13 protein-coding genes are annotated in these 13,060 nt (G+C 43.1%); 10 read left to right on the top strand and 3 right to left on the bottom strand.

Annotated elements, in window-relative coordinates; all coding sequences use genetic code 11:
* The first annotated feature begins 221 nt into the window (after window positions 1–221).
* The 9 genes from tnpA (at window position 222) to JMX48_RS12150 (ending at window position 10,361) form a co-directional block, all read left to right on the top strand.
* Window positions 222–617, top strand: coding sequence for an IS200/IS605 family transposase (gene tnpA, locus JMX48_RS12190; RefSeq protein ID WP_201538181.1), 396 nt, complete (start codon window positions 222–224; stop codon window positions 615–617).
* Window positions 617–1,765 carry an IS200/IS605 family element RNA-guided endonuclease TnpB gene (gene tnpB, locus JMX48_RS12185; protein WP_201538178.1) on the top strand — a complete coding sequence of 383 codons (1,149 nt, stop codon included), beginning with the start codon at window positions 617–619 and terminating at the stop codon, window positions 1,763–1,765. The genes tnpA and tnpB overlap by 1 nt, the downstream gene beginning before the upstream one ends.
* A gap of 163 nt (window positions 1,766–1,928) precedes the next feature.
* Entirely contained in the window at window positions 1,929–2,255 is a 327-nt protein-coding gene (locus JMX48_RS12180) for a DUF779 domain-containing protein (protein WP_201538176.1), read from the top strand.
* Between the two features lie 184 nt (window positions 2,256–2,439).
* Complete coding sequence (locus tag JMX48_RS12175) at window positions 2,440–4,083, top strand: GMC family oxidoreductase (RefSeq protein ID WP_201538174.1); 1,644 nt, start codon at window positions 2,440–2,442, stop codon at window positions 4,081–4,083.
* A 349-nt stretch (window positions 4,084–4,432) separates the two neighbouring features.
* Window positions 4,433–6,079: an ABC transporter substrate-binding protein gene (locus JMX48_RS12170; RefSeq protein ID WP_201538172.1), complete on the top strand. Its 1,647-nt coding sequence runs from the start codon at window positions 4,433–4,435 to the stop codon at window positions 6,077–6,079.
* Between the two features lie 165 nt (window positions 6,080–6,244).
* Complete coding sequence (locus JMX48_RS12165; RefSeq protein WP_201538170.1) at window positions 6,245–7,261, top strand: ABC transporter permease; 1,017 nt, start codon at window positions 6,245–6,247, stop codon at window positions 7,259–7,261.
* Between the two features lie 133 nt (window positions 7,262–7,394).
* Window positions 7,395–8,309 (top strand): ABC transporter permease, encoded by a 915-nt coding sequence (locus JMX48_RS12160; RefSeq protein WP_201538168.1) that lies wholly within the window; start codon window positions 7,395–7,397, stop codon window positions 8,307–8,309.
* A gap of 1 nt (window position 8,310) precedes the next feature.
* On the top strand, window positions 8,311–9,393 hold the full coding sequence (locus JMX48_RS12155) for an ABC transporter ATP-binding protein (protein WP_227688008.1): 1,083 nt from the start codon (window positions 8,311–8,313) through the stop codon (window positions 9,391–9,393).
* Window positions 9,390–10,361: a peptide ABC transporter ATP-binding protein gene (locus tag JMX48_RS12150; RefSeq protein ID WP_201538166.1), complete on the top strand. Its 972-nt coding sequence runs from the start codon at window positions 9,390–9,392 to the stop codon at window positions 10,359–10,361. The genes JMX48_RS12155 and JMX48_RS12150 overlap by 4 nt, the downstream gene beginning before the upstream one ends.
* Window positions 10,362–10,373: 12 nt before the next feature.
* On the opposite strand, the gene JMX48_RS12145 is transcribed toward JMX48_RS12150, so the two are convergent.
* The 3 genes from JMX48_RS12145 to JMX48_RS12135 all read right to left on the bottom strand — a co-directional run bounded on the left by JMX48_RS12145 (window position 10,374) and on the right by JMX48_RS12135 (window position 12,121).
* On the bottom strand, window positions 10,374–11,420 hold the full coding sequence (locus JMX48_RS12145; protein ID WP_201538164.1) for an NERD domain-containing protein: 1,047 nt from the start codon (window positions 11,418–11,420) through the stop codon (window positions 10,374–10,376).
* Window positions 11,421–11,492: 72 nt separating this feature from the next.
* Entirely contained in the window at window positions 11,493–11,909 is a 417-nt protein-coding gene (locus JMX48_RS12140) for a hypothetical protein (RefSeq protein ID WP_201538162.1), read from the bottom strand.
* Complete coding sequence (locus tag JMX48_RS12135) at window positions 11,885–12,121, bottom strand: nuclease-related domain-containing protein (protein ID WP_265088790.1); 237 nt, start codon at window positions 12,119–12,121, stop codon at window positions 11,885–11,887. The genes JMX48_RS12140 and JMX48_RS12135 overlap by 25 nt, the downstream gene beginning before the upstream one ends.
* A gap of 223 nt (window positions 12,122–12,344) precedes the next feature.
* Here JMX48_RS12135 and JMX48_RS12130 point away from each other — a divergent pair, with 223 nt between their 5' ends.
* A complete protein-coding gene (locus JMX48_RS12130) occupies window positions 12,345–12,944 on the top strand; it encodes a YceI family protein (RefSeq protein ID WP_201538160.1) in 600 nt (199 codons plus the stop codon).
* Window positions 12,945–13,060: the final 116 nt, after the last annotated feature.

Here is a 13,060-nt window from a genome sequence, read left to right as displayed (position 1 = left end):
CTTCGCTCGATTAATAGACAGTAACGGGTCGTATCGCTTTCAGTCACATGCTATAAATGATGTGGGTGAATATGATGCGACCCTTTATATTTTAACAGTTTGACGCAGAAGTCTCCCACCTCTACAGGTGGTGAGATGAATGCGTTTTTTTATTGACTTTACAGTGGCATGAAAGTAAGATTTGTAAAATCAGTCCTAATCAATATAAGATATATAAAACAATGATATTAGATACTAATGCTCATTCAGTCTTTTCTCTAAACTATCATCTTATCATGGTGACTAAGTATCGCCGCGAAGTCTTTGATGATGATATATCTGATAGCGCAAAAGCAATATTCGAGCGTATTGGTGTTAGCTATAAAATAGATCTAATAGAATGGAATCACGATAAAGACCATATTCATGTTTTATTCAAAGCTCACCCCAAAACTGAGATAAGTAAGTTTATTAATGCTTACAAGTCAGCTAGCTCTCGTCTGCTTAAAAAAGACTATCCATCGATCAAGCAAAAGCTTTGGGAATCTAAATTTTGGTCACAGTCTTTTTGCTTAATTACAACTGGTGGTGCGCCTTTAGAGGTTATTAAAAAGTACATAATAGATCAAGGTGAATAATGCCAAAGCAAATCCTCAAAGCCTATAAAGTAAGACTTTATCCAAATGACGAGCAACAGATATTCTTTGCTAAGTCATTCGGCTGTACGCGCTTTATATGGAATAAGATGCTTGCTGATAAGATTGAGCATTACCAAGAGACAAAAACAGAGTTAAAAAATACGCCCGCCCAATATAAAAAAGAGTTTGAGTGGCTTAAAGAGGTGGATAGCTTGGCATTAGCTAATGTACAGCAAAACCTTAGATCGGCTTACAGTAAGTTCTTTAAAGGCGCAGGATTTCCTAAATTCAAGAAAAAGGGACAGCGTGATAGCTACACCACCAACAATCAAAAAGGCACTGTGTCTGTCACCAGTAAAAGCATTAAGCTGTCTAAAATTGGTCATGTTAAAGCCAATATTCATCAGTCTATTAACGGCCTCATTAAGAGCGCTACGGTATCAATGACGCCCACAGGCAAGTATTACGTCAGCCTATTGGTTGAAACCCTCGTTAAGGGACTACCAAAGACTCAATCAAACATCGGTATTGATTTAGGATTAACAGACTTCATCGTCTTATCGGAAGGCTCAAAAGTTGCTAATCCTAAATTTCTATCTAAATTGCAAGACAAGTTAGCGCGAGAACAAAAGATTTTAGCCAAGCGTCGAGAGGTTGCTAAAGCTCAGCAGCGCAAGTTGTCAGAGAGTCGCAACTATCAAAAACAGAAAATTAAGGTTGCTAAAGTTTACGAGCAAATCACTAATAAACGCACTGACTTTCTACACAAACTCTCATTCAATATTGTCAAAAACCACGACATTATTGCTATTGAGGATTTGAATGTCAAAGGTATGGTTAAAAATCATAAGCTGGCTAAAGCAATTGGTGATAGCTCATGGTCAACATTCACCACTATGCTGAGCTACAAGGCTGACTGGTACGGCAAGACACTGGTCAAGGTGGATAGGTGGTTCCCATCCTCTAAGACCTGTTCAGGGTGCGCTCATGTGCTCACTAAAGCTGAATTGCCGCTATCAGTGAGATCGTGGGATTGCCCAAGCTGTTTGCAAAAAAACGATAGAGACATTAACGCCAGCATCAATATTCTCAATGAGGGATTGAAACTAGCAACAATTAAAACCGTCGGTGCGACGGAGTTAGCTTAGTCAATTTGCCTAGCCTCTGGTGCGAAACATTGCGCTAAGCAGGGTACTACCTAAGAAGCTCCCACCTCTATAGGTGGTGAGTAGTTCACGATGCGATCCTTTATATTTTAATGAGCATGATTGTGAAAGAGATCAGTTCCGACCTAACGATAAGGAAGTTATTATGAACGTCACAGCGACAGAGTCCTGCAAAGCTTTAATTGAACTACTAAAATCCAAACACGGCGAGCTGATGTTTCATCAATCAGGCGGTTGCTGCGATGGCAGCTCGCCCATGTGCTATCCACTAGGAGAGTTTAAGGTGGGTGGTCAAGATGTATTGATCGGCGAGCTGGCGGGTTGTCCATTTTATATGGGTAAAGCGCAACACAAACTGTGGCAACATACCGATTTAACCATCGATGTCGTAAACGGGCGTGGCGCGAGCTTTTCGCTAGAAATCCCTGAAGGCAAACGCTTTATCGTACGCTCGGAGATCTGCGCTGTCTAAATTTTTGATCATGCCGCTTGCGTCATAAAACAGTTCTGTTTCTTTGTAGAATCATGTTTTTTAACAAAGTCATATTCACAAAAAAAAACATCACGGTCATTTTTATTCCTGTCATTCAATATAATAATGGTTATTGTAAAGGATAAAAAATTTTATCTAGCATGGTCGCTACGAGGAATATAAAATGGAATTTGACACGAATTTTGATTACATCATTGTGGGTGGTGGCTCAGCAGGTTGCGTCCTTGCTAGTCGTCTCACAGAAAATCCCGATATCAGTGTTTGCTTGCTAGAATATGGCGGTGACGGTAAAGACCTCGCGGTTCGCGTGCCTGCAGGATTGATTCTATTGGTTCCTGGAAAGCCGCTCAAATTGAATAACTGGTGTTTTCACACCACCCCTCAAACCCATTTAAATAACCGTAGTGGTTTTCAGCCACGTGGCCAATGCTTGGGCGGCTCATCCGCTATCAACGCCATGGTATATACGCGCGGTAGTAAGTTAGATTATGATCGCTGGGAAGAGCAAGGCTGCACTGGCTGGGGATTTGATGAGGTGCTGCCCTACTTTATCAAAGCCGAAAACAATATCCATGGAGGCGATGATTTGCACGGCGATAGTGGACCTTTGCATGTCAGCGAGTTGCTCAGTCCACGAGACATCTCAAAAGCCTTTGTAGAAGCGGCCGTTGCCAACGGTTTGGATCACAACACAGATTTTAATAGTGCAAAGCAAGACGGTGCAGGATTATATCAAGTCACCCATTTTCATGGAGAAAAACAAGGGCAACGCTGTTCTGCCGCTGCCGCCTATCTCCATCCTGTCCAAAGCCGTACAAACCTGACCGTGATTACTCATGCGCAGGCCAATCGAATCATCATCGAAAACAATCAAGCGACTGGTGTGATTTATGAAAAAGATGGTGTGAAGCATACCGTCAAGGCGCGTCATGAAGTCCTCTTGTCAGGTGGTGCTTTTGGTTCGCCCAAAGTCCTAATGCTTTCAGGTATTGGCCCTGCGGAGCATTTACGTTCTCATGACATTGAGGTCATTGTCGATGCCCCCGAAGTCGGTGGTAATCTGCAAGATCATTTGGATGTGGTCTTTGACTACGAGGTCAATACCACTGATGTTGTCGGTATTGGCATGGCGGCTATCCGCAATTTACCCAAAAATATTCGACAGTGGCGAAAGGACGGTACGGGTTTACTATCGACCAATTACGCGGAAGCAGGTGCTTTTTTTAGTGTGGGCGAAGACTCAAAAGAGTGGCCAAACACTCAATTACATTTTGTCATCTCGCGTGTGATTGAGCACGGCCGTGACCTCAGACGTGGCTATGCCATTTCTTGCCACAGCTGTTACTTGCGTCCTGAGAGCCGCGGCACAGTCAGACTGGACTCAGCCAATCCCTCTGACGCAGTATTGATTGATCCAAACTATCTCTCTCACCCAAAAGATGTGGAGTATATGATTGCAGGTGCTGAGCGTACTCGGGCAATCATGAAAGAAGCGCCCATCGCCAAATACATCACCGAAGACTACCCCGCTCCCTATATCGAAAAAGACGGTATGCTGGGTTATATTCGCAATAAGTCAGATACCATTTATCATCCTGTGGGCACTTGTCGCATGGGATCAGATGCACAGTCAGTGGTTGATTTAGAGCTAAAGGTACGCGGTGTAAGTGGGTTGCGAGTTATTGACGCCTCAATAATGCCTACGCTCATCAGCGCCAATACCAATGCACCAACCATTATGATTGCTGAGAAAATAGCAGACCTTATCAAGGCGAATCACAATCATGTCGAGCGAGACACTGTATAAAACACAGTGAGGAATACGCTTTAATAATGGCTATCCCATCAAACACCGAAGCATTCAAAAGTGAATGCTTTCTATCCAAACTATTTCACATATGTATCAAAACTATTTATATATATGCCTTGCACTATTGCTATCGAAAGTAGTATATTCAGACGACTTGTTTATATTTGTACTTTTTGTAGACCTAGATGGGGGCTGATATCAGCTAAATCATTTTTTAATATTTACATTAAAAACATCATATAAATAAGGGCTTTAAAGGATTTAAAAGCTCGCCGATGGTATTCATAGTTTGAATACGAGCATATAGGTATATGGGCAACTACTTATCATTACATAGGACGTAATAATGCAAAAAACATTCTTCAAACTGACAATGTTGACGACACTAATATTGGGCATAACTGCTTGTAGTGGCGACAACAAAACCAATACTTCTGCTGAAGCTGATGCGGGCTCAGATGCCAAAGCAGCTAAAACCCTACTTTATTGCTCAGAAGGCAGTCCTGCTGGCTTTGATCCAGCGCAGTTTACTGCTGGTACTGACTTTGATGCAAGCGCCTATCCTATCTACAATGCCTTGGTAGAATTCAAAAGAGATGGTACTGAGATTCAGCCAGCCTTAGCTGAAAGCTGGGATATTAGCGAAGATGGCAAAACCTATACCTTTAATCTTCGAAAAGGTGTCAAATTCGGTAAGACGGATTATTTTACCCCAACCCGCGATTTTAATGCTGACGATGTGGTCTTTACTCTAGAACGTATTACTAACCCAGAATTTGCCTTTAATAAAGCCTACCCTGCTGAATTCCCATACTCAGTCGGTATGGGATTGCCTGACCTTGTCTCTAATATTGAAAAAGTTGATGACAATACCGTAAAAATTACCCTAAGCGAGACTAACGCGCCATTTTTACAGAATCTAGCGATGGCCTTTGCCTACATTAGCTCTGCGGAATATGCAGACCAGCTAACGGCCTCTGGCAATGAAGCTGATATCAACACCAAACCTGTTGGTACTGGACCTTTTGTCTTTACTTCTTATCAAAAAGACGCACAAATTCGTTATACCAAAAATCCAGACTATTGGAACAAAGACGATATCCATATCGACAACTTAGTCTTTGTTATCACCAAAGATTCAGCTGTTCGTGCCCAAAAAGTGCAAGCTGGCGAATGTCATGTCTCCGCTTATCCAAAACCAGCTGAGATTGAATCAGTCAAAAAATCTGGCAAGGTCACGGTTCTTGATCAACCAGGTTTCAACGTCGGCTATGTCGGCTACAACGTCGAAAAACCTAAGCTGAGTGATCTTAAAGTACGTCAAGCATTAGATATGGCAGTCAACAAGGACGCCATTATCAACGCGGTATATCAGACCGAAGGACTCAAAGCAACCAATCCGATGCCGCCAACGCAGTGGGGATATGATAAATCCCTCAAAGATGCGCCTTATGATGTTGAAAAAGCAAAAGCGCTTATCAAAGAAGCTGGCGCTGAAAATATGTCGATCGATTTATGGTACATGCCTGTTCAACGTCCGTACAACCCTAATGCCAAGCTAATGGCCGAAATGCTGCAAGCCGATTGGGCTAAGATTGGCGTTAATACCAAGCTGGTAACTTATGAGTGGGGCGAATACCTAAAACGCGCTGCCAAAGGCGAGCCTGATGTCATTCTAGCTGGTTGGACTGGCGACAATGGTGATCCAGACAACTGGCTGGGTTCGCTACTGTCTTGTGACGCTGTCGGTGGTAATAACTACTCACGCTGGTGTAATAAAGACTTTGACAATTTAGTCACCAAAGCACGTCAAGTCACCAATCAAGATGAGCGTGTGGCTGACTATGTACAAGCTCAGCAGATATTCAAACAGCAACTTCCTTGGACCACAATGGCGCATTCGGTAGTAACCGTATTCACAGCACCAAATGTCGTCGATTACAAAATTAGTCCGCTTGGTCAAGTACGCTTCGATGGTGTAAAAATCGAATAGCGTTTACCTAGTTAAGTCCGGTACGACATGCACTATTATTCAATTTGTATTCGGCTGGCTCAGAATCTCTGTTCCAGCCGTATTTATATGAATTAAGCGCTTTGTCGCGGACAATCTCCTCTCTGCTATCACTCTAACCATTGAACCACAACTATTGAGCAGCCCATGCTACTTTATATTTTGCGTCGTATTGCCATTTTGATTCCTGTCTATCTTGGCTTAACGCTATCGACCTTTACTCTGATTCGTCTCGTACCTGGCGATGCCGTCGAGATTATGATGGGTGAGCGTATGGTAGATCCAGCGCTACATGCTCGTGCCTTAGAAAGACTCGGGTTGGATAAACCACTCTTTGTCCAATATTGGGACTACTTGACTGGTATCTTGACTGGCGACTTTGGTGCGTCCTTTCGTACGCGCGCCCCAGTTCTACAAGACTTTTTTGCCCATTTTGTACCAACTTTAGAGCTTGCTCTGTGTGCGATTGTCATTGCTAGTGTGGTTGGTATTAGCTTAGGTATCTTTGCGGCACTGCGCCGTGGTACTTGGCTCGATTACACATTAATGTCAGGTGCCCTAGCAGGATACTCCATGCCTATCTATTTATTGGGACCTATCCTAACGGGTATATTTGCTCATTATCTAGGCTTGTTGCCCGTCGCTGGTGTGATATCTGTCGCGCAGTTTTTAGATGTTCAGCCATTATATGGTTCATGGTTACTCGGCTCTCTCACATCAGGAGAACCTGGTGCATTTTGGGATGTGGTAAAACACTTTATTCTACCCTCTATTGCTTTATCGACTATTCCTTTAGCGATGATCGCGCGGATGACGCGCTCTGCGATGTTGGAGGTGTTAGATGAAGATTATGTACGTACTGCTCGTGCCAAAGGATTATCACCAAGCCGGATCATATTAGTACACGTGATGCGTAACGCGCTGATTACTGTGGTCACGGTCGTTGGCTTACAAATGGCGACGTTGCTCGCGGGTGCGATTATCACCGAGACTATCTTTAGTTGGCCAGGTGTTGGTAATTGGCTACTCGATGGATTTTTCACTCGTGATTATCCTATCGTACAAAACGGTATTTTATTGGTCGCCACCGCCCTAATTTTGGTCAGTTTATTTATTGATATTTTGTATGGTCTGATCAATCCGCGTATTCGACATACTTCTTAATTTAACATTGATAAATACTCATATTATAAATAGTGATGATTGGCGCTCAAATGATGTTTTAGCAATGCTTAGTACTTTTTTAGGAATGGAATTCTAAAAAACGTCACTGCGCTAGCCACTATAGGAACTGCTCATGAAGCCTTCTGTTCTCCCCTCTGATGTCAACCTTATGGCAGCCACTCCTCCATCGTCTTGGCAGCTGTTTTTATCAACATTTTGCCGAAATAAAGGCGCTGTACTGGGATTTATCGTATTAGCGTTGATGGTCATTATTGCCATTATCGCGCCCGCACTTGCGCCTCATGATCCTTATGAGCTATTTACTGGTCAAGAACAATTACCACCAGCGTTTCTAGATGGTGGCAATTCGATGTTTTGGCTGGGTACTGATGATGCAGGCCGAGATACTTTGTCTCGGGTCATGTATGGCGCGCGTTATTCATTGTTTATTGGTCTCAGTGCGACGACTATTGCCATGCTGGTCGGTGTGTCACTAGGACTTAGTGCCGCGTTTTGGCCAAAAGTTTGGGGCAAAGCGGTCATGCTGGTCAATGATATCTTGATGTCTTATCCGAGCTTGCTATTGGCCATCATTATTGCCGCTATCTTAGGGCCTTCGATGACCAATACGATTATTACGATTGCTTTGGTCTGTACCCCGCCTTTTATTCGTCTAACTCGTGCAACCGCGATGGTTGAGCTACAACGCGAATACTTTATCGCGTCACAAGTGATGGGCGCTGGTGTACTCAGACTGTTGTTTATAACGATTTTGCCCAACTGTATGGCACCGCTCATCGTACAGGCGACGATGATTTTCTCCACTGCCATTTTAGAAGCAGGGGCGATTGGTTTCTTAGGTTTTGGCGTACAACCACCGGATGCCGAATGGGGCGCGATGCTAGGTACGGCGCGTCAATATATTCAAAGTAATGTTTGGCTCGCTATTTGGCCGGGTGTCGCTATTTTCTTAGCTGCATTGTCGATTAACCTGACTGGTGATGGCTTACGCGATGCGCTAGATCCCAAATTGAAGCAGGTAACCTAAGATGACTGAACCATTAAATAAAACCTCTATCACCGATGCTTCTGCGAATGCCTTAACCATAGAAAAAGCACCGTTATTATTAGATATTGAAAATCTTTCGGTCACTTTCGGTCAAGGAGCGCGTGCCTTTCGCGCCGTAGATGATGTGTCGTTGACAGTCAAACAAGGCGAGGTGATAGCGGTAGTGGGCGAATCTGGCTCAGGCAAATCCGTCACGATGATGGCGCTGATGGGGCTACTACCACCTTCTGCGACAGTGCGCGCTAAGCGTGTTATGTTCGATAATAAAGACATGCTCGATATGTCACCCAAAGAGCGGCGCGGCATCATTGGCAAAGACATCTCGATGATCTTTCAAAATGCGATGTCTTGCCTGAATCCAAGCTTTACGGTTGAGATGCAATTGGGTGAAGTACTGCGCAAACATCTTGGCTTACGTGGTTCGGCCGTACAAACGCGTATATTAGAGCTGCTAGAATTGGTCGAGATGCCCGATGCCAAAAATCGACTCAAGGTTTATCCGCATCAGCTGTCAGGCGGTATGAGTCAGCGGGTTATGATTGCGATGGCGCTGGCTTGCGAGCCTAAACTGCTCATCGCAGATGAACCAACCACAGCTCTCGATGTCACAGTGCAAGCGCAAATTATGGATTTGCTCAACCGATTACAGCGTGAAAAACAAATGGCCATGGTACTTATCACCCATGATTTGGGTTTGGTCGCGCAGAATTCACGTGATGTCGCCGTCATGTATGCCGGACAAGTGGTTGAAACCAGTACCGTACCAGAGATTTTTCAAAATCCTGCACATCCTTATACCGAAGCATTGCTACAAGCTATCCCTGAGCTGGCTATCGGTCAAGATCGGCTGAACAGTTTGCCGGGTGTGGTACCAAGCCAATATGATCGTCCGAGCGGTTGTTTATTGTCTCCCCGTTGTCCATACAAAGAGCCTGCTTGCGACGTACCGCCGCCCGTTTTAGACACGCCCAATGGTAAAGTACGCTGTATTCACGTTGACCTACCGAACTTACCGTCTCACACACCTACCTTGAACGCTGCTACTTTGGAGTCCCAAGTATGAGTAATAAAGTGGTCTTAAAAGCAGATAATCTACACAAGCATTATCCTGTATCACAAGGTTTGGGCAAAGCCAAAGCTTACGTTAAAGCCCTAAATGGTGTCTCATTTGAGCTTGAAGCAGGCAAAACGCTGGCAGTCGTTGGTGAGTCAGGCTGTGGTAAATCCACGCTTGCTCGTCAATTGACACTTATTGAGCCGCCTACTAAGGGCCAGCTGTTTATCAATGATGAAGGTACGACCGACTACAGCAGAAAAGCGCTAAAAGACTTGCGTACCGAAATTCAAATGGTGTTTCAAAACCCTTATGGTAGCTTAAACCCGCGTCATACCATTGGTTACCAATTGACCGAGCCATTAGATATCCATACTAAACTGTCAAAGGAAGAAAAGCGCGACAAGATTAATGAGATGATGAGAAATGTTGGTCTGCGTCCAGAGCATGCTGGCCGTTATCCGCACATGTTTTCAGGCGGTCAGCGCCAGCGTATCGCCCTCGCCCGCGCGATGATGCTCAATCCAAAGATCGTCGTCGCTGATGAGCCGACCTCTGCGCTCGATGTATCTATTCAAGCACAAGTATTGAATTTGTTTATGGATTTACAGGACGAATATCATACTGCTTACGTCTTTATCTCGCACAACTTATCTGTCGTGCGCCATGTGGCAGATGATGTGATGGTGATGTACTTAGGTCAAGCTGTCGAGCACGGCCCTAAAGAAGCGATTTATAATGCGCCAAAGCACCCTTATACCATCGCTTTATTGGCGGCTGCACCAACGGTCAATGGTCATAAAAATGATCTGACGCTACAAGGTGAGCTGCCAAGCCCACTTAATCCACCAAGTGGTTGCGCGCTGCATAAACGCTGCCCCTATGCCAAATCACAGTGTAGTGAGATAGAGCCGCAACTTCGAGAATGGGACGGGCGATTGGTTGCTTGTTTACGCTTAGAAGAGATATATGGTTAAGACGACTAGTGGCTAATCAATATTCACCACACCGCGACACTTAGGAAATTGACTACAACCAAAAAAGGTCTGCCCTTGATTCAGACCTTTTTTTGCGACGCGTTTGATCATCTCACCATTACATCTTGGGCAGGTTGGCGTTTGCGTTAAACTGGCCGTATGGTCTGCTACATCAACTTTCGCAGGTTTATTCGTTTGTGGCTCAGGTTCTACGATCTCGAACGGTGTGAAAAATACTTTATCAGCCATATCATGCGACATGCTGATATGCGGTGTGATGGTCTGCTGAGTATTCAGACTATCAATTGGTAGATCGTTAGATTCAATCTCAGTTTGACCAGACCAGCGCTGTACTTCTCTACTTTTCAAGGTAGCTCTTTTAGCGGTTTCTTTTACTATTTGCTCAGGTTTAGGTTTGTTAGTCATGTTAGCAACTGACTGACTATTAGTCTGACTACTAAGCGGCTTACTTGTATCTCTGCTTAGGTTGCCATGCTTGTCTTTTAAGTAAGCTTTGTGCTCTCTATTAGTGCGCCACGACTTGCTAAATCTATTGCTTTCAATCTGCTCAACGATAGCCCTGACTTCTTCGTCGGTTAATAACTTATCTTGTTTTTTCTTCACATAAGATGCCATGCCACTCGTTAATACGTGTTCGGGTAGCTCATCACGGGTTTTTAGCTCACACTCCCCAATGAAAGCAATCATTGAGTGAAAGTAGCTCAGCTCCAAGCCTAATAAATCTGCGAGCGTCTTGATATGCAGATAGTTCTGTCGTAGTGGGTTCTGAAATTTGTATTTACGACCGTTTGGAAAGGCTTGCGTCCACTGTCTTTGCGCTTCCTTTCCATATATCCAGCCTTTATAGTTTTTGGTTTCAATGACAAATATGCCATAAACCGAGACGATGACATGATCGATTTGGGTACTGCCACCATTGGCTAATGGCAAGGTAATACCATTTAATCGGTGATAAACGTCTTTTTCAAGCTTTAGCCACATGGCGATGTTGATGACGGTTTCACCTAGGAAGCCTTTAAAAGTGGATTTTAGGGACATGATTTCTTACTCTATCGATAGAATTTACTTGATTGCACTCACATCAAACATTCATTTAATATAACCAGTAAACTAACCTTTTAGCGACTTTTTCCATTGTCTAATATAATTCATTTGAACGTCTATTGTCGCTAATTTACTTTCATCATCACAGTAGTCAAAAGTCCTAGCTTTGTTAGTTCCTTGCTTCCCCATTTCAATTATATAGCCAACTCTTCCTTGTGACATTTGCTGCCCCATACTTGAGCACACAAAATCTAATCTACATCCATTAATACATATAACAATATTTTTAGGCTCTAGTAGCGCCCTTAATCCGAATAGTGCTGTATAGAAATTACCATCTTGAAATTTGTGCCTACCAAGTTCAGCCAATACAAGAGTTAGTCCAACATTTTCAGAAGAATCCGAATAGCTTTCAAATATTAACTCTGCATCTTCTTTAATCTTATTGTTATAGATAGCTACTTTGTGATGCATAATATCCATCTTTGTATCCAGCCTTTATAGTTTTTGGTCTCAATGACAAAGATGCCATAAACGGAGACGATGACGTGATCGATTTGGGTACTGCCACCATTAGCTAAAGGCAGCGTAATATTATTTAAGCGATGATAATTCTCCTTTTCAAGCTTGAGCCAAGTGGCGATATTGATCACGGTTTCGCCTAATATACCTTTAAAGGTGGATATTATGAACATAGACTTTACCTCAAAACGGTGCTGAGTGATTCATTATCATTACGCTATTAGATAATGCTAAAGCTTTGATTATAATAAACTTTAACTGTACAAGGTAAGCGAATAAATGGTGTATCCTATCGAATCTTTGTTCGCCGTAAAATATAGCTGAACCTTATCTAGCTTTGTACTCATTTTTAATTTATTTAACGTTTATTTTGAAACTGCCTTTCGGATTATATGTATGAATACTATCGCCACTACTTTACTCAAGACTACGCTGAGTGCCAGTCTATTATTGTCATTACCAATGATGAGTGTAGCTGCCACTCCACAAAAATGGAAGTTGGATGTGCCAAAAACCAACGTGGACTTTAAGGTAGCGTATTTGGGAAAAGGAATGGTCGAAGGTCAGTTTAATAGTATGAATGGTTCAATTAACTATGACATAAAAAATCCAGCCAGCACGACTATAAACTTTACGGTAAATACCAGTAGTATCGATGCTGGCGGCAATATACGCAATGCCTTTTTGCGTCGTAAAGAGCTCCTTAACAGTGCTCAATATCCTACTATGACTTTTGTATCCAAAAAGGTAAGTATGGTCAATGACAAAGAAGCCAACGTAACAGGCGATTTTACAGTTTTAAATCAAACCAAGCCTTTAACAGTAAAGGTTAAGCTAAATAACGTAGAAAATGATCCTACCACGCGTAAACCTGTTATAAAATTTAAGGCGACAGGCATCATTAATAGGTATAATTATGGGGTAACGGCTTTTCCAAAGGTCGTTGGTACGATGATTCCGCTGGAGATATCAGGCAATTTGGTTGCTGCGAATTAAGAATAAAAACACAAAAAAAGAGTGGCTAGGATAATATTCTAGGGCATGTCTTCAATTGGATAAGCCATAAATAATAGTTACAATACCGCATCTATTGAGTCGATGCGAGAAATACA

Origin of the sequence: Psychrobacter immobilis, assembly GCF_904846225.1 — a bacterium.
In the GTDB taxonomy this organism is placed as follows: Bacteria; Pseudomonadota; Gammaproteobacteria; order Pseudomonadales; family Moraxellaceae; genus Psychrobacter; species Psychrobacter immobilis_F.
The sequence above is the reverse complement of the archived record's forward strand: the minus strand, read 5'-3'. Positions and strand labels throughout refer to the sequence as shown.